The sequence below is a fragment of the Sphingomonas degradans genome, assembly GCF_053502645.1.
This window is the reverse complement of the sequence record NZ_CP177172.1, coordinates 3,230,413-3,247,997: the sequence shown is the minus strand read 5'-3', so window position 1 is coordinate 3,247,997 and position 17,585 is coordinate 3,230,413. Positions and strand designations below refer to the sequence as shown.

Below are 17,585 nucleotides of genomic sequence, written 5' to 3'. Positions count from 1 at the left end.
AGATGACGATCGGTTGGAAGGGTGTTTTTCCTGCGGTAACGACTCAGCTGCGGGAGGACCTGTCGATCGACCTGGCCGATACGCAGCGTGTTGTGGACGATCTTATCCGCGATGGCGTTACGGGAATCATCGCGCTGGGGACGGTGGGCGAGAATAACTCGCTGGATTTCGACGAAAAAGTAAGCGTGCTGACCGCACTGGTCGAAGTGGTGGCGGGCCGCGTGCCGGTCATCACCGGCGTGTCGGAATATGACACGCGCCGCGCCGCGCATTATGCAAAGGCCGCCGAAAAAATCGGCGCCGATGGCCTGATGCTGTTGCCACCCATGGTGTATGTCCCCAAAACCCACGAACTGGTCGCCCATTTCAAGGGCGTTGCCGACCAGACCGGGTTGCCGATCATGCTGTACAACAATCCTCCCGCCTATCGCACCACGATCGATTCCGACGTGCTGGAGGCGCTGATCCCGGTGCAGAACATCGTCGCGGTCAAGGAATCGGCGCCGGATACGCGCCGCTTCACCGATATCCGCAACCGGTTCGGCGATCGCTTCGTGCTGTTCGCGGGGCTCGACGATGTCGCGCTGGAGGGGCTGTTCCTGGGCGCACAGGGCTGGGTATCCGGCCTTACCAACGCATTCCCCAAGGAGTCGGTCGAGCTGGTCGCGGCGTTCGAGCGTGGCGATTACGCCAAGGCGAAGGAAATCTATCGCTGGTTCATGCCGCTGCTCCATCTGGATGCCGAGCATGACCTGGTCCAGTCGATCAAGCTGGCCGAGCAGGTGATGGGCCGTGGTTCCGAACGCGTGCTTCCGCCGCGCTATCCGCTGGAAGGCGCGCGCCGCGCCCAGGTGATCGCGATGGTCGAACAGGCGGCGGCGACGCGCCCGACGCTGGGCACGGCAGCGGCCTGACACCAGCGATGCGGCACACCTTCTTTTGTATCGACGGCCATACCGCCGGCAACCCGGTCCGGCTGGTGGCAGGGGGTGCGCCATTGCTGAAGGGTGCGACCATGTCGGAGCGGCGCCAGGATTTCCTGGCGCGCTTCGACTGGGTTCGCACCGGCCTGTGCTTAGAGCCGCGCGGGCATGACATGATGTCGGGCGGGTTCCTGTACTCGCCGACGCGCGCAGACAGCGATGTCGGCATCCTGTTCATCGAAACATCGGGCTGCCTGCCGATGTGCGGGCACGGCACGATCGGCATGGTCACGTTTGGGCTGGAGCACGGGCTGATCCAGCCTGCGACACCGGGCACGCTGCGCGTCGAAGTGCCCGCCGGCGTGATCGACATCGCCTATACCCGCGACGGCGACAAGGTGACGGCGGTGCGCATCACCAACGTGCCCGCCTATGTCGCCGCGCGCGGGATCGACGTGGACGTCGATGGGATCGGGCCGCTGTCGATCGACGTGTCCTATGGCGGCAATTACTATGCAATCATCGAGCCGCAGGGCGAATATACCGGGTTGGACGATCTGGGCGCATCGCGGCTGATCGACCTGAGCACGCGCATTCGCGAGGCGGTGCGCGCCAAGTACGAGCCGGTGCATCCGCTGGACCCCACGATCCGCGGCGTCAGCCACATATTATGGGCGGACAAGCCGCGCGGCGACGGCGCCGATGGCCGCAATGCCGTGTTCTATGGCGACAAGGCGATCGACCGCAGCCCCTGCGGCACGGGCACATCGGCGCGACTGGCGCACCTTGCCGCGTCGGGAAAGCTGGCGGTGGGCGCGCAGTTCGTGCACGAAAGCTATATCGGCAGTCGTTTCATTGGCCGTGTCGAGGCGGAAACCCGTCTTGGCGATCATCCCGCGATCATCCCGTCGATCGAAGGCTCGGCAATTGCCACCGGCTTCAACACGATCTGGATTGATCGCGCGGACCCGTTCTGGGAAGGATTTCAGGTCACATGACGAATCCGCTTCCGCGCCGCCAGGCTGTTCCTACTGCGGAGTCGTCGCAGAAGGGGCCTGGGATGAGCATCGTCGTACGAACCTTGGCGGAGCGCGTTTTCGAAATCGTGCGCGAGCGGATCGTGACCGGCCAGCTGGGCGACAACCTGCCGATCCGTCAGGACGCGCTGGCCACCGAGCTGGGGGTGAGCAAGATTCCGCTGCGCGAGGCGCTGGCGCGGCTGGAGCATGAGGGGTTGCTGACCAGCCACGCCAATCGCGGCTATGTTGTCCAGCCGATGTCGGCGGGCCAGGTCGACGAAATCTATGTCCTGCGCCTGGCGATCGAGCCGCCGGCCGCCGTCTATGCCGCCGAGCGCGCGACCGAGGCGGATCATGCCATCGCGATCGAGGCGTTCCACAAGCTGGACGGCGCGGCCGCCACCAATCTTGCCGAAGTGGCAGTGCGCAACCGCGATTTCCATACCGCGCTGGTGCGTCCGGGCGGGCGGCTGCTCACCACCCAGCTGGTCGAGCGGCTTTCGATCCTGGCCGAGCGCTATGTCGTCGCGCATCTGCAACCCGCAGGGCGCGAATCGCGCGCGCACCAGGAACATCGGGATCTGCTCGACGCGTGGCTTTCGCGCGACGGCACCAGACTGACGGCGCTGCTGACCGAGCATCTGCGCGGTACGCTCGACGATCTTCGCCAGCAATTCAGCGTGACCAGCTAACGGTCGGAAAACAATGTTTCGGGGGGAATGGGATGTTTGGTCCGCGCAAGGCGCTTGATTCGGTTACAAAGCATGCGGAGGGCCACGCCCTTGCCAAGACATTGGGCTGGCCGCACCTGATCGCGCTGGGGGTCGGCGCGATCGTCGGCACCGGCATCTACACGCTGACCGGCGTGGGCGCGGAGCGCGCGGGGCCGGGGGTGATCCTGGCCTTTGCCATTGCCGGCGCGGTCTGTGCGTGCGCCGCGCTGGCCTATGCCGAACTGGCGACGATGATCCCGGCCGCCGGCAGCGCCTATACGTTCAGCTATGCCGCACTGGGCGAAAAGATCGCCTGGGTCGTGGGCTGGAGCCTGGTGCTCGAATATTCGCTTGCCTGTTCGACGGTGGCGGTGGGCTGGTCGGGCTATCTGGTCGGCTGGATCGAGGCGGCGGGGGTGCATCTGCCGCATGCGCTGCTCGTCGGGCCGCATGCGGGCGGGCTCATCAACCTGCCCGCCGTCGCCGTGGCGCTGGGCGTGATGGGGATGCTGGTCGCCGGCACGCGCGAGAGCGCGACGCTCAACATCGTGCTGGTCATCATCAAGCTGGTGGCGCTGGGCGTGTTCATTTCGTTCGCGCTTCCCGCGTTCGACGCCAACAACCTGCACCCGTTCATGCCCTATGGCTTCGGGTCGGCCGAAGTGGGCGGCGAGAAGCGCGGCGTGATGGCGGCGGCGGCGATCGTGTTCTTTGCCTTTTACGGGTTCGATGCCGTGGCGACTTCGGCCGAAGAGGCCAAGCGTCCGGGCCGCGACCTGACCATCGGCATCGTCGGATCGATGCTGGTGTGCACGGTCATCTACATGGCGGTGGCGATCGCCGCCGTGGGCGCGATGCCGTTTCAACAGCTTGCCAATTCGCCCGAGCCGCTCGCGCTGGTGCTGCGTTCGCTGGGTCAGCCGGTGGCGGGGCATCTGATCGCGCTGGCGGCAGTGGTGGCGCTGCCTTCGGTCATCCTGGTGATGATGTATGGCCAGAGCCGCATCTTCTTCGTGATGGCGCGCGACGGGTTGTTGCCGCGCGGCCTTGCCAAGGTGTCGCCGCGCACCGGCGCGCCGACGCGGATCACGCTCATCACCGGCGTCGTCATCGCCGCCGTTGCCGGCTTCTTCCGGCTGGATGAAATCGCCGAACTGGCCAATGCCGGCACGCTGCTGGCGTTCATCGCGGTGGGTGCGTGCCTGATGGTGCTGCGCCGCAAGGCACCGGACGCACCCCGGCTGTTCCGCTGCCCGGCGCCCTATGTCGTCGGCACGCTGGCGATCCTGGGCTGCATCTACCTGCTGTTCAGCCTGCCCAGCTCCACCATCCTGCGGTTCATCGTGTGGAACCTGATCGGGCTGGCTGTCTATTTCAGCTATGGCTGGCGCCACAGCGAAGTGAAGCGGCAGCGCGCCGCCGCCTGAACACCACCCGGCCCCCGCGCGGGGGCCGACATTCCCAACCTCGCAAAGGAGTAGCGCCCATGCGCCGCTTGCTGACCACGCTTGCCCTCGCGACATCGCTCACCCCGCTGGGTTCGGCCCATGCACAGACGGCGTTCGACGGCGTCTGGCTGGTCGATCATGCCGCGCCCACACCCGGCGTCACCATGGTACAGGTGGCGAGCGAAGGCGCGCGCATCACCGGTGCAGTGACCACTTTGTGGTACGGCCCGGTGACGATGCAGAACGCCCGGCTGGACAAGGGCGTGCTGCACTTCGACGTGCGCAACCTCAACGATCGCGCGCATCCTACCCAGCACTGGACCCTGCGGCGCACTGCGCGCGGCGTCCAGCTGGACGGCAAGCTGTGGGAGACGACGATCGACGTGCAGGGGCGGCGCGGCACGGTGCGCGATGCGGAGGCGCGGGCCTTCCGCTTCCAGACGCTGCCCGCCTGGGCGCCCGTCGCACAGGCCCCGCTGGCGCCGACGCCGCCGATGGGGTGGAGCAGCTGGAACAAGTTCGCCGAGAAGATCGACGACAAGACGATCCGCGCGATGGCCGATGCGATGGTGTCCACCGGGCTGCGCGACGCGGGCTATGTCTATGTCAACATCGACGATGGCTGGCAGGGCACGCGCGGGCCGGATGGGCGCATCCGCCCCAACGCCAAGTTCCCCGACATGAAGGGGCTGGCCGATTACGTCCATGCGCGCGGGCTCAAGCTGGGCATCTACAGCTCGCAGGGGCCGCGCACCTGTGCCGGGTATGAGGGCAGCTATGGCCATGTCCGGCAGGACGCGCAGACCTTTGCCGACTGGGGCGTCGACTATCTGAAATATGATCTGTGCTCGGGCGAATATTTCTACGCCGATGCCGATACGGTGCAGCGCAGCTATGCCGAAATGGGTGCGGCGCTGCAGGCGACGGGGCGCCCGATCGTCTATTCGCTGTGCGAATATGGCCGGTTCGACGTCGGCAGCTGGGGGCGGCAGGCCGGCGGGCATCTGTGGCGCACCACCGGCGACATCACCGACGATTACGCCACCATGGCGCGCATCGGCTTCGACAAGAACGGCAATCCGGCCCATGCCGGCCCCAACGGCTTCAACGATCCCGACATGCTCGAAGTCGGCAATGGCGGCATGTCGCTGGACGAATACACCACGCACATGACGCTGTGGGCGATGTCCGCCGCGCCGCTGCTGATGGGGCATGACCTGCGCCAGACGCCGCCGGCGATGCTGGCGCTGCTGGAGAATCGCGACGTGATCGCGGTGGACCAGGACGCGAAGGGCATCCAGGGCAAGGCGGTGCGCAAGGATGGCACGGCAGAGGTCTGGGCCAAGCCGCTGGCAAATGGCGAAGTGGCGCTGGCGCTGTTCAACCGGGGCGATGCCGGGGCGAATATCGAAGCGCGCGCGAGCGACGCCGGGCTGGCGACGATCACTGCCGCCCGCGATCTGTGGCGCGGGGCGCCGGTGGCGAGCGACGCGCTGGCATTCGACGTGCCCGCGCACGGCGCGGTGCTGCTGCGCGTCCGGGGGCAGTAAAGGGGGGACTTCCCCGCTCGATCACTCGGGCACGACGGCGGCCGCCGACAGCGCACTGCTCTTCGCGCGTGCCTGATACCAAGGACTCATCCCGCCCGCCCCGGTGCTGGTCTCGCCCGTCGCGGAACAGCGCATCGCCAGCCCGTCATGGCGTTTGCCCGCCAGCAACCGATCCTTTGCCAAAAAAAAGGGCGGGTCGCCGGTATGGCGCCCGCCCAGGTGAGGATAGGTGATGGCGGCGCTTAGAAGCGGAAGCGCGCGCTGGTTTGAATGGTCCGTGCCTGAACGCGGACGCCCACCGGCAGCGCATTATAGGCTCCGAAATAGGAGTCGGCATTGTCGTGCAACAGGTTCGTTGCCTCGACACTCAGCGTCAGGAACTTGAGCGGCGTGTAGTTGATCGCCGCATCCAGGCGCGACGTGGCCTTGGTGTAGACCGAGTATCCCGGGTTCACATAATCGATGGCCGTCTTGTACTTCGACCGATAATTGTACGCGAGGCGCGCGCTGAACACGGGCGTGTCATAGAGCAGCGCGACGTTGCCCGAATATTTGGACGTGTAGGGGGCGTCGTAAAGGCCCTTGGTGGCAACATCATCCTCGGCATAGGCCAAGTGCAGCGTGGCTTCAGGGATATAGGTGAAGTTCGCATTGATGCCGAAGTGCTTGGCAAAGCCCGGCAGGAAATCGAAGAACGTGTTCAGTTGCCCTTCGAAACCAAAGATCTTGCCCGGGCCAGCGTTGCGCGGCTTACCGACGATGTACAGGCCATCGGCAGAAAGTGCATTCGGGGCCAGGCCAGGCACTGCCTCACGCTGTTCGGTGTAGTACATAAAGCCCGTCTGGTTCTTCAGGAAGGTTCCCAGCGAAATCAGGCCGCCCTTGCCCCAGTAATATTCGAGCGAAGCGTCGTAGTTGTTCTCCTGCGTCGCCTTCAGGTCCGGGTTGCCAGCGTACACCCGCCCCGACGTGGTCGCATCGAGGATGTTGAGCGCCGAGCGCAAGTTGTAAAATTCGGGGCGCTGGACGTTGTGGGTATACGACAAGCGCAACTGCAATTTCGGCGTGAAGTGCAGCATCGCCGTGGCGCTGGGCAGCAGGTCAACATAGTTCGCCTTGCTGTCGGTGGGCTGATAAATCACGCCCTGTGCATAGTCGGGCTTGCCATTGGGGAGGAAAGCCTTCCACGCATAACGCGAGCTGATCGCCGTGCCCCACGTGTTCACGTAGCGCAGGCCGACCGTGCCATCCACGGGGAAGGAGGCATCGAAGGCGTAGTTGAGCTGGCCGTAGCCCGCGAACGTGCGCTCGTGCTCCTGGAAGCTCTCGCCGGGATCGGTGGTCGTGGGCTCGTCGGTGCTCCAGGTTTTGGCGACCAGGCTGGCGCCGTTGTTGATGAGGTAATTCCGCATCGCCGTGAAATTGTCGTACAAGCCGGCGCCGCTCAGGTGATACCAGGTCGGCGAACCGTCGATGTCCGGGGTCGTCGAATCCACGCTGATGCCGGTGGCAGTGCCCACGGCGTTCATGGTCGGCGCGGTCGCTGTCCGGTCGTAGAACGCGTCGCGATAGCCATAATCGCGGACCGCAGTGCGCTTTGTGAAGCGCGCGCCGAATTGTGCGGAACGCAGCAGGCCGGTCGCGCTGGTCTCAACCGTGAAATCCAGTTTTGATGTAAACAGCGTGTCGTTGTTGGTGCCGCGCTGATCGTGGATCTGGAACAGTTTGTAATTGGCGGGATTGCTGATGTCGACGCCCGGAAACGTGACATAGGGCCCGCCGCCGGGGACGTTGGGCGAATTGAAGTCGACATTCGCTACCGTGCCGCCACTGAAACGGTACTGGCTCTGAACAAAATACTGGCTGACGTCGGACCAGTTATACTGCGCGCCGAAGTTGATCTGTACCTTTTCAGAGCGCCAGTGTGTCTCGAAATTGGTGTTGTAGGTGTCGCTGTTCGTCTTCTGGTAGATGTTCAGCGGACCGCCGGGTACGCCCTGGGCGCCGGTATTCGTGATCGTGACCGAACGGATCGTCCCGTCCTGGTTCACGACCAGATTGCTGAACGTTCCCTGATCGTTGTTCGTCTGGATGCGGAGATTGCTGCGTTCATCGGTGGAGCGAACGCCGAAGTATGAACCCTCGAGCACGAAATCGAGATGGTCGTTCGCGCGCCATTGCCAAGAAGCGCTCAGCGACGGCCGTTTTACCGATCCCCTTTCCACGCCATAGTTGATCGCATAGGGAATGATCGTGTTCCGCTGCGCTGCGGGAAGCGCAAGGTTAGAGGCGCTGCCGCTGAAGAACCCGATCTGTTGCGGCGATTCACTGACGACGTAATTCTCGAAGTAGTTGTTCTTCGTGTACGAGCCGTTGAGTAGCACACCCATTTCGCCGATCGGCGTTTCGAAGCGCTCCGCGAGCAGCAGGCTGGCATAGGGGCTCTTTGTGTCCCCCAAATCCGAGAAGGTTTCGCGGAAGCTGCCGGCGACCGTCAGGCCCTTTTGCAGGTCGAGCGGGCGGCGCAACTCGACGTTGACCGTGCCGGCGATGCCGCCCTCCACCTGATCGGCGCTGCGGGTCTTGTAGACCTCGACCGACTTGAGCAACTCGGCAGGGATGTCGGCGAGGTTGAGCGCGCGCGATCCGGCCGAACCGGCTTCCGCGCCGTTGATCGTGGTCTGCACGTCGCCCAGACCGCGAATCGTTACGCTTTGGCCTTCGCCGCGCGCGCGATCGATCTGCACGCCGGAAACACGGGCCAGCGCCTCGGGCACGTTGTTGTCCGGGAGTTTGCCGACGTCTTCGGAGACGACCGAATCGACGATCTGCTTCGCCTTGCGCTTCTTCTCGTTGGCGGAGTCGATGCTGCCGCGGATGCCTACAACGATGATGTCGTTGGTGCGGCTTTGCGCCGTTTCGGTTTCAGGTACGGTGGTATCTGCGCTGTCGGTGGGTTGCGCCGCCGTCTGCGCCATGGCGTGCGTCGCGGTCAGTGCGCCCGTCGAAACGCTGGCCAGCGCGACCGCCTTTGCGAGCTGTCGAAGCCGGTCCCTGGTGAATCTCCGCATGTATCTCCCCCTTCTTAGTTGTTTCACGACCCGTAATACGTTATATGGTATACCATATAACAGTCATTTTGGGTGTCAAGGGTTTGAAACAAACGATTCATGATCGGCCGTCTGGCCGACATTAAGGTGCAGTGGTGCGGGGTATGAGCACACTTCGTTCCACGCGCGGCGCCAGGGCAATACGGATCGCCCGTAGCGTGTTGATGTGCTGAAGTTTCCCCCCGTGGGGCGACCGATCCTAAAAAGGACGGTCGCCCTTTACGGTGACGCGAAAGCCCGATCGCGTTTGCGGGAAATAGTCCCAGATCGCCGAATGCTGGACCGCGCGATTGTCCCAGAAGGCAATGGAATGCGGGCGCCAGCGGAAGCGGCACTGGAATTCGGGGCGTTGCACATGTTGTGTCAGGAACGCGAGCAGTGCGGCGCTCTCGTCCTTCGGCAGCCCGTCGATCTTCGCCGTGAACTGCTTGTTGACGAACAGCGCCTTGCGCCCGGAGACGGGGTGCGTGCGCACCACCGGATGCGACGAGACGTTGAACCGCGTGCCGGCAGGCGCAATCGCGCCAAACACGCGCGCGGCATCGTGCGTCGCGGTCAGCCCGTCCAGATACGCCTTCATCCGGTCCGACAGCGCGGCATAGGCGGCGAACATGTTGGAAAAGGCGGTGTCGCCGCCGCTCTCGGGCACGGTATGCAGATAGAGGATCGACCCCAGCGGCGGCTCGGGATCGCAGGTCATGTCCGAATGCCAGTCCTCGCCCGGCACATATTTGGAGTCGGCATCGGTGTGCATCCGCGTCACTTCGGGGTGACCGGGCACCGCCCAGGCGGCAGTGGCGGCGGCGATGTGGATGTCGCCAAAGACGCGCGCCAGCGCCTTGTGCTGGTCATGGTCGATCGGCTGGTCGCGGAAGAACAGCACCAGATGCTCGGCCAGCGCCGCGCGCAATGCCGCGCCCTGCGCGTCGGACAGCGGCGCGGTCAAGTCGATGCCGCCGATCTCGGCGCCCATGTGCGGCGTGAGGGGGTGGACCGTAATCATTGCGCGTGCGCCGTCGACAGCGAGAGCGTTTCCCAGCGCCGCATTTCACTCTCCAGCATCTCGAAATGTTCGCGGGCATGGCGCAGCGCGTCTTCGCCCAGGAAAAGGTGGCGCGGCGGCTCGGGCGCGTCGAGCGCGGTCAGGATTGCCTGCGCCGCCTTTGCCGGATCGCCATGCTCCTTGCCGCGCCCGGCGAGCAGGCTTTGCTTCGACTGGCGGGCGCCGTCGTCATAATCGGGGATATGCCGCTCGGCTTCGACCAGCGCGCTGCCGGCAAAGCCCGTGCGGAACCCGCCGGGGGCGACATTGGTGACGGCGATGCCCAGCGGCGCCAGTTCCTGCGCCAGCGTCTGGCCGATGCACTCGAACGCATATTTGCTCGCGCCATAGATGCCGGTGCCCCACCAGGGGGCGAAGCCGCTGAGCGAGGTAATGTTGACGATGTGCCCGGCGCGGCGTGCGCGCATCGCGGGCAAAACTGCCTGGAGCATCGCGATGGGTCCGAACACGTTGACGTCGAACAGCGCCCGGGCCTGATCGATCCCGGTTTCCTCGATCGCGCCGACCATGCCGTATCCGGCATTGTTGACCAGCCGATCGATCTGCGGAACCATCGCCTCCGCCCGCGCGACCGCGGCTGCTGCGGCGCCCGGGACCGCGAGGTCGAGCTGGATGCCCAGCGCGCGCCCCGGCGCCTGCGCTTCGAACGTCACAAGGTCGGCTTCGCGCCGTGCCGTGCCGATCACAATGTCTCCGCGCGCCAGCGCTGCGGCGGCGAGCGCCTGGCCCAGTCCGCTGCTCACGCCCGTTATCAGCCACGTCGTCACCGGCACGCTCCCCCAATATTCGCGCCGCAGCTTAGGGGCGCCACCCCACGCCGCTCTTGGCGTGCGTCGCCGCAAAACTTGGCGGGGGGCGCATCGTGGCGAAACGCTGTTGCCTCCAGCCGACGGGCGATGTTCGTGTGCGCGCGACAAGGGAGCGTGGCGATGGCGGTGTGCGTAGTGGGGTCGATCAACGTGGACGTGATCGCGCGAGTCGAGCAGCTGCCGCTGCCCGGTGAGACCGTGATGGCGCACGAGACGCTGCGCCTGCCGGGCGGCAAGGGCGCGAACCAGGCAGTGGCGGCGGCGCGGATGGGCGCGGCGGTGCGGATGGTTGGCGCGGTCGGCGACGATGAGGCCGGGCGCTGGATGCTGGCGGCGCTGGGCGAGGCGGGCGTGGACGTGCGCCCGATCGCGCGGCTGGCGGAGGCATCGACCGGCACCGCCTATATCGCCGTCGATGCGCGGGCGGAGAACCAGATCATCGTCGCGTCGGGCGCCAATGCGCGGCTGACGCCGGCGATGCTCGCGCCGGGGGACACTGGCGATGTCGTGCTGGCGCAGATGGAAGTCCCGGCGGAGACGCTGGCCGCCGCCTTTGCCGCCCCCGCCCGGCTGCGCATCCTGAATGCCGCCCCGGCATTGGCCAGCGCATTGCCGCTGTTCGCGCTGGTGGACGTGCTGATCGTCAACGAGCACGAGCTGGCCTGGTATGCCGGGTGCGCGGCTGCCGAAACGCTGGAGGCGACGGTGGAAACCGCTCGGACGCTGTGTGCGCGCGCGGATCAGGTCGTCATCGTCACGCTGGGCGCGGCGGGCGCCGTGGCGGTGTGGGCCGACCGGCATTTCCATGCACCCGCGCTGCCGGTGCGGCCGATCGACACGGTGGGGGCGGGCGATTGCTTCTGCGGCGCGCTGGCCGCTTTGCTGGACGAGGGGCTGGCGATCGACGCCGCGCTCGGGATCGCCAACGCCGCCGCCGGACTGTGTACACTGGCGCCGGGCGCGGTCTCGGCGATGCCGGCGCGCGCGGCCGTCGAGGCGGCATGCATGGCGGCGGCAACTTAATATGCGTGGCCGATCAAGAACCGCGCGGCCGCACCTCTAAGCTGCGGTCCACAAGCAAGGGGTGGCGAGTATGACGAGCGAGTTTGTGCCGACGCAGTTCGATCTTCCATCGGACACGGGCGGCAAGGATCTGGGCGTGTTCATGCCCATGGCGAACGGCGGGTGGATCCTGTCGAAGAACGCGCCGCCGCTCGACGGCTCCTACGCCTATAACCGCAAGGTTGCGCTGGCGGCCGAGGCGGCAGGGCTCGACTTCATCATGTCGATGTCCAAGTTCCGCGGCTATGGCGGTGAGACCGGGCACTGGAACAGCACGCTCGATCCCGTGGTGATGATGGCGGCGCTCGGCGAGGTCACGTCCAAGGTGAAGGTATGGACGACGATCCACACGATCCTCCAGAACCCCGCCGTCGCCGCCAAGATGATCGCCACGCTGGATCAGGTGACCGGCGGGCGTTCGGGCCTGAACGTCGTGACCGGCGCGTACAAGGGCGAGTTCTCGCAGATGGGTGCCTGGCCCGAAGGCGTCGACCATGACGGGCGATACGATCTGGCCAAGGAATGGATCACCGCGATCAAGCGGCTGTGGACCGAGGATTCGGTGACCATGGACGGCAAGTATTTCCAGCTCGAGGACTGCCAGTCCTGGCCCAAGCCGGCGACGCGCCCCTTCCTGGTGTGTGCCGGATCGTCGAAAAAGGGGATGCGCTTCACGTCCGAGGAGATGGATGCGATCTTCCTCACCGGCGGCACGGCGCAGGAGCTGGCGGTGGCGAGCCGGCAGGCCAAGGCAGATGCCGCCGAACTGGGCCGCTATGTCCGCACCTATTCGATGATGACGGTGGTGTTCGCCGACAGCGACGCCGATGCCGAAAAGACCGCCGCAGACTATCGCGCGGGGCTGGACGAAGGCGCGCTGTGGGGGATGATGCGTGCCTATGGCTTCCTGGATGCCGAGATCGGCAAGGAAAACGCCTTTGTCGCCAAGAGCCGCTCGACCTTCATGACGCCGCATGTGCTGGGCACGCCGGAGACAGTGATCGAGCGGCTGAGCGAGATTTTCGAAGTATCCGACACCGACGGGCTGATGCTGATCTTCCCCGATTACCTGACCGGCATCCCGACCTTCGGCACGCACGTCCTGCCGGCACTGCGCGAGCGGTTCCCCGGCAAGGTCAAGGTGCCGGTGCATGGTTGAGGCGAGGGGGCTGCCGCATGTCGATGCGGCGGCGGTGAAAGAGATGCTGCCCCCGGCGCGCACCGCGCTGGTGGTGGTGGACATCCAGACCGATTTTGCAGCGCCCCATGGCCTTATCGCCCGATACGGCGCCAACATGGCGCCGGCCGAGGCGGCGATCGACCGGATCGAGGCGCTGATTGCCGCCGCGCGCGCGGCCGGCGCTACGGTGGCGTTCATGCGCGTGGTGACGCGGCCCGAGACGGACTCGGACGCGCTCAAGACGCTGTATGCGCGCAAGGGGATGCCGGGCGGGCAGGGCATCTGCCGCGTGGACGATGGCGGCGCCGATTATTACCGCGTCGCGCCGCAGCCCGGCGATATCGAGATCCAGAAGCTGCTGTTCGACAGCTTCCACGGCACCGACCTCGACGCGCAGTTGAAGGCGCGCGGGATCGAGACCGTGGTGATGACCGGGCTCAGCACCGATTGCTGCGTCGATCAGACCGCGCGGTCGGCGTTCCACCATGGCTATAGCGTGTTCGTCGCATCGGACGCCTGCGCGGCGTACGAGCCCGACCTGCACAGCGGCACGCTCAACGTGCTGCAAAAGAACTGCGCGCTGCTGACGACCAGCGACGCCGTGGTCGCGGCATGGGCGGCGTGAGGCTGGGCGCGGTTACGCTGTTCGCGCGCGACGTCGATGCGCTGGCGGGCTTTTACCAGGCCGCGCTGGGGCTGGAGGCGGCGGTGGATGATTCGCCGCGCTATCGCGAACTGGCGGGCGGCGGCGTGCGGCTGGGGTTCGCGTTCCAGGGCGCCTATGATTTGCTCGCGCTGGACGATGCGCGTGACCCCACCGGCTTGCGTTCGGTGCTGACCTTCGACCTGGCAGCGGACCTGCTCGACGCTGCGGTCGCGCGTGCGACCAATGCCGGGGCGGTCGTGGCGAAGCCGGCCTATGCGACGCATTTCGGCGCGCGCATGGCGGTGCTGCGCGATCCGGAGGGCAATGCGTTTCGCCTCAACGCGGTGGCGGCGGCATGATCCCCTATACCCCGCCAAAGGCCGCGACGCGGATACCCGTGATCGACCTGGCGCCCAGCTTTGCCGAGGGGCCGGGCAGGGCGGCGGTGGCACAGGCGATCCACCGTGCGTGCCGCGAGACGGGGTTCTTCTACGTCGCGGGGCATGGCGTCGATCCGGCGCTGGTCGAGGGCCAGATCGAGGCGGCGCGCCGCTTCTTTGCGCTGGACGATACGGCCAAGCGCGCCGTCGACCGCAGCCTTTCGCCCTGCTGGCGCGGCTATGAGGGCGTCGGTGCGCAGGTGCTCGATTCGGGTTCGGCGCCGGATCACAAGGAGAGTTTCGCGATCGCGGTCGACCTGCCGCCCGACGATCCGCTGGTGCTGGCCGGCGTGCCCGGACAGGGACCGAACCAGTGGCCGGCGGACCTGCCGGGGTTTCGCGCGCAGATGCTGGCCTATCAGGCCGCGATGATCGCGCTGGGGCGGCACCTGATGGGCCTGCTCGCGCAATCGGTGGAGCTGCCTTTCGGTTATTTCGACGCGGGGCTGGGCGCGCCGCAATGCGGGGTCCGCCTGCTGCGCTATCCGCCGCAACCCGAGGGGGCGGCGGGCAATCTGCTGGGGGCGGGGGCGCACACCGACTGGGGTTCGATCACGATCCTGTTGCAGGACGGGCAGCCGGGGCTGGAGGTGTGCAACGCCGATGGCGAGTGGATCCTGGCGACGCCGATCCCCGGCACCTTCGTCATCAATATCGGCCAGATGATGGAGCGGTTCACAGCCGGCGTGTATCGCGCCAACCTGCACCGCGTGCGCAACGGCGCCCGCGCCGCGCCGCGCTATTCGGTCGCCACCTTCTTCGAACTCGAACCGCTGTATCGCATGGATCGTGCCCCAAGCTGCCCGCCGAACCCGGCGTTCGAGGCGCTCGCGGGGCTCACCGTTAGCGACCATATCGAACAGATGGCACGCGCGTCCTACGCGGCGGCTTGAACAGGAAACGGGCTTATGGATCAGACACTTCCCACGCCCGTCGACCTGCTGATCCGCAATGCGTGGGTCGTGACGATGGATGCGGAGCGGCGCGTGTATCGCGATGGCGCGATTGCGGTCAGCGGAGACCGCATCGTCGCGGTCGGCCCCTCGGCAAAGGTCGAGCGCCAGGTCGCGCCACGCGAGACGATCGACGGGCGCGATCGCTTCGTCGTGACGCCGGGGCTGGTCAATTGCCATATCCACATCACGGGTGAGCCGATCACGCGGGGCAGCGTGCCCGACGATGCCGATTGGCGGACCAATGTGTTCGACTGGCTGATCCCCACCTATATGGCGCAGAGCGCCGCCGACGAGCAGCTCTCGGCCACGCTCGCCGCGCTGGAGATGCTGCGCACCGGCACGACCTGTTTCGTCGAGGCGGGAACGATCCTGAACCTGGACGCGGTGATGGAGGCGCTGGCCGCCACGGGCATCCGCGGGCGGCTGGGCCAATGGGTGCAGGACCGCGCCTTTGCCCCCGATGACGACCAGACGGCGCTGACCACGCGTGCGGTCGCGGCGATGGAGGCGCAGGCGGCGCGCTATCCGGTGGCGGGCGACCCGCTGCTCGCGGCGTGGCCGTGCCTGGTCGGGCACAACACCGCGACCGACGATCTGTGGCGCGAAGCGACGGCGCTGGCAGCGGAGACGGGCGCGGGCATCACTGCGCATATGAGTGCGGACCCGGCGGACCCCGATTTCTATCTGGAAACCGCCGGATGCCGCGCAATCACGCATCTGGCGCGGATCGGCGCGCTGGGGCCGCATCTGTCGCTGACGCATGCGATCCATCTGGACGACGAGGAAGTGGCGCTGCTCGCGGCAAGCGGCACCAACGTCACGCATTGCCCGATGACGGCGATGAAGGGTGCCTATGGCGCGAGCGCAGTGGGCAAGTTCCCCGAGATGGCGGCGCTTGGCGTCAACCTCCAGCTCGGCACCGACGGCAACAACAACGGCAACGCGGCCGACCTGATGCGGGCGATGTTCGTGACCGCCGGGCTGTTCAAGGATTCGCGGCGCGATGGATCGCTGTTCTCCGCGTATCGCGTGCTGGAAATGGGCACGATCAACGGCGCGCGGGGGGCACGGATGGCGGACAGCATCGGATCGCTTGAGCCCGGCAAGAAGGCCGATTTCGCCCTGCACGACCGCGACCGGCCCGAATGGCGTCCGCTGCTGAATGTCGTGAACCAGTTGGTCTATTCCGCCGACGGGCGCGGCGTGCACAGCGTTTGGGTGGAGGGACGCCGGGTGGTGGACAATTATCGATCGACCTTGATCGACGAGGAAAAGCTGTATGCCGAAATCGAGGCGGCGGGGCCGGCATTGCTGGCGCGCGCGGGCATGAGCGTTCCCAGCGCATGGCCCGTGCTGTGAGCGCGGACGCCGCCCGCTACCGGGTGCTGGCCGCGTGCACGCTGGGCACGATCGTGAGCATGACGCCCGCCGTGCATTCGGTGTTCGGGCTGTTCCTGTTGCCCCTGTCCGAAACCTTCCAATGGCCGCGCGCGCAGATTTCGGTCGTGCTGGGGATGATGGCGGTGGTGGGGGCGGTGGTCTATCCGCTCGCGGGGCGCTTTGCCGACCGGCATGGGGCGCGGCGGATGCTGATCGCCGCAAACCTGGTGTTCGGCGTGGCGATCGCTGCGCTGGCGCTGACGACGCGGCATATCGGGCAATTCTACCTGACCTTCTTCGTCGTCAGCCTGGCGGGCAGCGTGGCGGGAACGCCGCTGTTTTCCAAGGTGATCGCGGAGTGGTTCGACAAGGGGCGCGGGCTGGCGCTGGGGATCAGCGCGGGGATGGGCAGCGGGGTGGGCTCGATCGCGATTCCGGTGATCGCGGCGATGGTCGTCGGTGCCTATGGCTGGCGCGCAGGGTATCTCGCGATCGGTGCGATTGTGCTGGTTATCGGCTTTCCCGCGCTGTTCCTGATGCTGCGCGATGCGCCGCGCGGGGCGGTTGCCGGTGTGGAAGCGACGGCCCCGGCGGAGGGCGCCTCGCTGGCCGAGGCGGCGCGGACGCCGCGTTTCTGGCTGCTGCTCGTCTCGATCGCGGTGGGCGCGGGGGCGACGACGGCGATCTTCAGCCATGTCGTGCCGATCGTGGTCGATCGCGGCTTCAGCATCGCGGCGGGGACAGCGGCGGTGAGCATGTTCGCGCTGGTCGGATCGACCTGGCAGATCGTCACCGGGCGCATGCTCGATCGCAGCACCAGCCCCAAGGTGGTGATCCCGATGTATGCGATGGCCGTGGTCGGGCTGGCGCTGCTGGAACTGGGCATGGGCACCCCGGTGCTGATGCTGGGCGGCGCGCTGCTGGGCGTGGGGCTGGGCGCGCAATATGGCACGCTCCCCTATCTGATCGCCCGCTATTTCGGGTTGCGATCGTTCGGGACGATCATCGGGGTGATGTATTCGGCGGTGATCGCGGCGCAAGGGATCACGCCGGTGCTGCTCGATGCGGCCTATGATGCGCAGGGCAATTACCGGATGGGCGTGCTGGTGTGCGGGCTGTGCCTGTCGGCGGGGGCGGCGCTGATGCTGCTGTTGCCGCGCTATCAGGCGGACGCGGTTGCGTCGCCGTCCCCGCTCGCGCTCGCCTGACACAGATAGGGCGCGCAGGATCAAGACAGGCGCGGCAGGACGCGGGACGAAGGGGCATGAACACAGCACCCTTGCGCG

Annotated in this window: 16 protein-coding genes; 12 read left to right on the top strand and 4 right to left on the bottom strand. The window is 66.5% G+C overall.

The genetic code is table 11. The annotated features are described in order from the left end of the window. Nucleotides 1-2: 2 nt before the first annotated feature. The 5 genes from ACG3SL_RS14935 to ACG3SL_RS14915 all read left to right on the top strand — a co-directional run bounded on the left by ACG3SL_RS14935 (nt 3) and on the right by ACG3SL_RS14915 (nt 5,653). Nucleotides 3-914, top strand: a complete 912-nt coding sequence (locus tag ACG3SL_RS14935) for a dihydrodipicolinate synthase family protein (protein ID WP_448661973.1) — start codon at nt 3-5, stop codon at nt 912-914. 8 nt (nt 915-922) lie between these two features. After that, nucleotides 923-1,921 carry a 4-hydroxyproline epimerase gene (locus tag ACG3SL_RS14930; RefSeq protein ID WP_448661972.1) on the top strand — a complete coding sequence of 333 codons (999 nt, stop codon included), beginning with the start codon at nt 923-925 and terminating at the stop codon, nt 1,919-1,921. Nucleotides 1,922-1,983: 62 nt separating this feature from the next. Beyond that, complete coding sequence (locus ACG3SL_RS14925) at nt 1,984-2,634, top strand: GntR family transcriptional regulator (RefSeq protein ID WP_448661971.1); 651 nt, start codon at nt 1,984-1,986, stop codon at nt 2,632-2,634. 32 nt (nt 2,635-2,666) lie between these two features. Continuing rightward, the gene (locus ACG3SL_RS14920) at nt 2,667-4,082 is read left to right on the top strand and encodes an amino acid permease (protein ID WP_448661970.1); all 1,416 of its coding nucleotides are present in this window, start codon (nt 2,667-2,669) and stop codon (nt 4,080-4,082) included. A 59-nt stretch (nt 4,083-4,141) separates the two neighbouring features. Continuing rightward, complete coding sequence (locus ACG3SL_RS14915) at nt 4,142-5,653, top strand: glycoside hydrolase family 27 protein (protein ID WP_448661969.1); 1,512 nt, start codon at nt 4,142-4,144, stop codon at nt 5,651-5,653. Nucleotides 5,654-5,674: 21 nt separating this feature from the next. On the opposite strand, the gene ACG3SL_RS14910 is transcribed toward ACG3SL_RS14915, so the two are convergent. The 4 genes from ACG3SL_RS14910 to ACG3SL_RS14895 all read right to left on the bottom strand — a co-directional run bounded on the left by ACG3SL_RS14910 (nt 5,675) and on the right by ACG3SL_RS14895 (nt 10,593). Next, nucleotides 5,675-5,821: a hypothetical protein gene (locus ACG3SL_RS14910; RefSeq protein WP_448661968.1), complete on the bottom strand. Its 147-nt coding sequence runs from the start codon at nt 5,819-5,821 to the stop codon at nt 5,675-5,677. Between the two features lie 74 nt (nt 5,822-5,895). Then, on the bottom strand, nt 5,896-8,631 hold the full coding sequence (locus ACG3SL_RS14905) for a TonB-dependent receptor (protein WP_448661967.1): 2,736 nt from the start codon (nt 8,629-8,631) through the stop codon (nt 5,896-5,898). A 331-nt stretch (nt 8,632-8,962) separates the two neighbouring features. Then, a complete protein-coding gene (locus ACG3SL_RS14900; RefSeq protein ID WP_448661966.1) occupies nt 8,963-9,766 on the bottom strand; it encodes a TauD/TfdA dioxygenase family protein in 804 nt (267 codons plus the stop codon). Next, on the bottom strand, nt 9,763-10,593 hold the full coding sequence (locus tag ACG3SL_RS14895; protein ID WP_448661965.1) for an oxidoreductase: 831 nt from the start codon (nt 10,591-10,593) through the stop codon (nt 9,763-9,765). Before ACG3SL_RS14895 ends, ACG3SL_RS14900 begins: the two co-directional genes overlap by 4 nt. A gap of 162 nt (nt 10,594-10,755) precedes the next feature. On the opposite strand from ACG3SL_RS14895, the gene ACG3SL_RS14890 reads away from it, so the two are divergent. The 7 genes from ACG3SL_RS14890 to ACG3SL_RS14860 all read left to right on the top strand — a co-directional run bounded on the left by ACG3SL_RS14890 (nt 10,756) and on the right by ACG3SL_RS14860 (nt 17,507). Then, the gene (locus ACG3SL_RS14890; RefSeq protein ID WP_448661964.1) at nt 10,756-11,658 is read left to right on the top strand and encodes a ribokinase; all 903 of its coding nucleotides are present in this window, start codon (nt 10,756-10,758) and stop codon (nt 11,656-11,658) included. A gap of 70 nt (nt 11,659-11,728) precedes the next feature. Then, nucleotides 11,729-12,856: an LLM class flavin-dependent oxidoreductase gene (locus ACG3SL_RS14885; protein ID WP_448661963.1), complete on the top strand. Its 1,128-nt coding sequence runs from the start codon at nt 11,729-11,731 to the stop codon at nt 12,854-12,856. Beyond that, nucleotides 12,849-13,502 carry a cysteine hydrolase family protein gene (locus ACG3SL_RS14880; protein ID WP_448661962.1) on the top strand — a complete coding sequence of 218 codons (654 nt, stop codon included), beginning with the start codon at nt 12,849-12,851 and terminating at the stop codon, nt 13,500-13,502. Before ACG3SL_RS14885 ends, ACG3SL_RS14880 begins: the two co-directional genes overlap by 8 nt. Then, nucleotides 13,490-13,882: a VOC family protein gene (locus ACG3SL_RS14875; RefSeq protein WP_448661961.1), complete on the top strand. Its 393-nt coding sequence runs from the start codon at nt 13,490-13,492 to the stop codon at nt 13,880-13,882. Before ACG3SL_RS14880 ends, ACG3SL_RS14875 begins: the two co-directional genes overlap by 13 nt. Next, nucleotides 13,879-14,856: an isopenicillin N synthase family dioxygenase gene (locus tag ACG3SL_RS14870; protein WP_448661960.1), complete on the top strand. Its 978-nt coding sequence runs from the start codon at nt 13,879-13,881 to the stop codon at nt 14,854-14,856. Before ACG3SL_RS14875 ends, ACG3SL_RS14870 begins: the two co-directional genes overlap by 4 nt. A 15-nt stretch (nt 14,857-14,871) precedes the next feature. Continuing rightward, nucleotides 14,872-16,278 (top strand): amidohydrolase family protein, encoded by a 1,407-nt coding sequence (locus ACG3SL_RS14865; RefSeq protein ID WP_448661959.1) that lies wholly within the window; start codon nt 14,872-14,874, stop codon nt 16,276-16,278. Further along, nucleotides 16,275-17,507: an MFS transporter gene (locus tag ACG3SL_RS14860; RefSeq protein ID WP_448661958.1), complete on the top strand. Its 1,233-nt coding sequence runs from the start codon at nt 16,275-16,277 to the stop codon at nt 17,505-17,507. The genes ACG3SL_RS14865 and ACG3SL_RS14860 overlap by 4 nt, the downstream gene beginning before the upstream one ends. The last annotated feature ends 78 nt before the right edge of the window (nt 17,508-17,585 follow it).

Coding starts and splice junctions, on each gene's coding strand:
- ACG3SL_RS14935 (WP_448661973.1), top strand. CDS start 3: ATGACGATCGGTTGGAAGGGTGTTTTTCCTGCGGTAACGACTCAGCTG.
- ACG3SL_RS14930 (WP_448661972.1), top strand. CDS start 923: ATGCGGCACACCTTCTTTTGTATCGACGGCCATACCGCCGGCAACCCG.
- ACG3SL_RS14925 (WP_448661971.1), top strand. CDS start 1,984: ATGAGCATCGTCGTACGAACCTTGGCGGAGCGCGTTTTCGAAATCGTG.
- ACG3SL_RS14920 (WP_448661970.1), top strand. CDS start 2,667: ATGTTTGGTCCGCGCAAGGCGCTTGATTCGGTTACAAAGCATGCGGAG.
- ACG3SL_RS14915 (WP_448661969.1), top strand. CDS start 4,142: ATGCGCCGCTTGCTGACCACGCTTGCCCTCGCGACATCGCTCACCCCG.
- ACG3SL_RS14905 (WP_448661967.1), bottom strand. CDS start 8,631: ATGGCGCAGACGGCGGCGCAACCCACCGACAGCGCAGATACCACCGTA.
- ACG3SL_RS14900 (WP_448661966.1), bottom strand. CDS start 9,766: ATGATTACGGTCCACCCCCTCACGCCGCACATGGGCGCCGAGATCGGC.
- ACG3SL_RS14890 (WP_448661964.1), top strand. CDS start 10,756: ATGGCGGTGTGCGTAGTGGGGTCGATCAACGTGGACGTGATCGCGCGA.
- ACG3SL_RS14885 (WP_448661963.1), top strand. CDS start 11,729: ATGACGAGCGAGTTTGTGCCGACGCAGTTCGATCTTCCATCGGACACG.
- ACG3SL_RS14880 (WP_448661962.1), top strand. CDS start 12,849: ATGGTTGAGGCGAGGGGGCTGCCGCATGTCGATGCGGCGGCGGTGAAA.
- ACG3SL_RS14875 (WP_448661961.1), top strand. CDS start 13,490: ATGGGCGGCGTGAGGCTGGGCGCGGTTACGCTGTTCGCGCGCGACGTC.
- ACG3SL_RS14870 (WP_448661960.1), top strand. CDS start 13,879: ATGATCCCCTATACCCCGCCAAAGGCCGCGACGCGGATACCCGTGATC.
- ACG3SL_RS14865 (WP_448661959.1), top strand. CDS start 14,872: ATGGATCAGACACTTCCCACGCCCGTCGACCTGCTGATCCGCAATGCG.